Origin of the sequence: Halalkalibaculum sp. DA3122, from assembly GCF_043951865.1 — a bacterium.
In the GTDB taxonomy this organism is placed as follows: domain Bacteria; phylum Bacteroidota; class Rhodothermia; order Balneolales; family Balneolaceae; genus JAMQKA01.
The window spans coordinates 1-1,342 of record NZ_JBINJF010000090.1; the positions used below are offsets into that span (position 1 = coordinate 1).

General features: G+C 60.7%; 1 protein-coding gene. It reads right to left on the reverse strand.

Annotation, left to right across the window (positions count from 1 at the left end; translation table 11 throughout):
- A partial coding sequence (locus ACG2F4_RS19295; RefSeq protein ID WP_395262578.1) for a Gfo/Idh/MocA family protein occupies positions 1 to 1,331 on the reverse strand: 1,331 nt, incomplete at its 3' end.
- Positions 1,332 to 1,342 lie beyond the last annotated feature (11 nt).

Consider the following 1,342-nt stretch of genomic DNA (forward strand, 5'->3'; position numbering starts at 1 on the left):
CCGGGCACGGGCACCGGGTATGTTCCATCGGGTCCCGGCACGACGGGCGGGGTCTCCTCCCAGCCGTATTTTTCGGGCATCAGGCTTTTCTGGGAATTGAGCGCCTCCTCCCAGCCGATCACATCCCCCGAGTAGGTGGCCATCCGCCCCATCAGGGCCGTCAGCGTACTCTTGGCTCCGTTCTCGGTATCGTTGATCTGCTCGCCGTTGCGGATTGCGGCAAACAGCTCATCGTGCTCCTGCTGGTAGGGATTCGGATCATTCTCCGCATCGTGGTTGTACAGGGTTTCCCCATCCCAGCTCTTCAGGATCCCGCGGTCCCCGCTGATGTCGATGGTGCCCCGGGTTCCCTGGAAAAATTCCGCCACCCGGTTCATCGTGTTGGGCTGGTGGCGGCACTGGCTGGCGACAACCGCCCCGCTCGGGTAGGTAAACTCCACGAAATGATGGTCAAATATCTCCCCGTGGTTGGAACCGGTGCGCACCTCGCGCCCGCCCATCCCCTGGGCCGAGACCGGGTATTCCCCGATAAACCAGTTGGCCACATCGATGTTGTGGATATGCTGCTCCATGATATGGTCCCCGCACAGCCAGGTGAAGTAGTACCAGTTGCGCATCTGGAATTCCATCTCATTTTGGTGAGGCTGCCGCTCGCGCACCCACACCCCGTCGCTGTTCCAGTAGACCTGCCCGGAGACGATGTCGCCTACGGTGCCGTCGTTCTTAATGCGGTCGACGACCTCACGGTAGCTGTTCTGGTAGTGACGCTGCAGCCCGACAACCACATTGAGGCCCTTCTGGTCGGCCTTTTTCCCGGCCTCCAGCACCTTCCGAACCCCCGGGGCATCGGTGGCGAGCGGTTTTTCCATAAACACGTGCTTGCTGGCGTCCACGGCCGCCTCGAAGTGCATCGGGCGGAATCCGGGAGGTGTGGCCAGGATCACCACATCGGCCAGCTCAATGGCATTTTTGTAGGCGTCAAAACCCACAAACTTGTGCTCTTCCGGCACGTTCAGCTTTTCCGGCTGATCGGAAAACACCTTCCCAAGGGTGCTCAGGCTATCGTCCAGCCGATCGCGGAACGCATCGGCCATGGCCACCAGCTGCACCCCGTCTCCCGTGCTCAGCGCCTGCCGGGCGGCGCCGGTCCCACGCCCGCCACAGCCGATAAGGGCTACCTTCAGCGTAGCACTGCCCCCGGCATAGGCACCCGCTCCCACCGGAAGCGAACTCAGTAATAGGCCGCCCGCCGCCAGCGACGAAGAGGTCTTTACAAAATCACGTCTCGAAATATTCCGTTTGCTGTTGTTCTGATCTTTTTGATTACTCATAATATCCGACT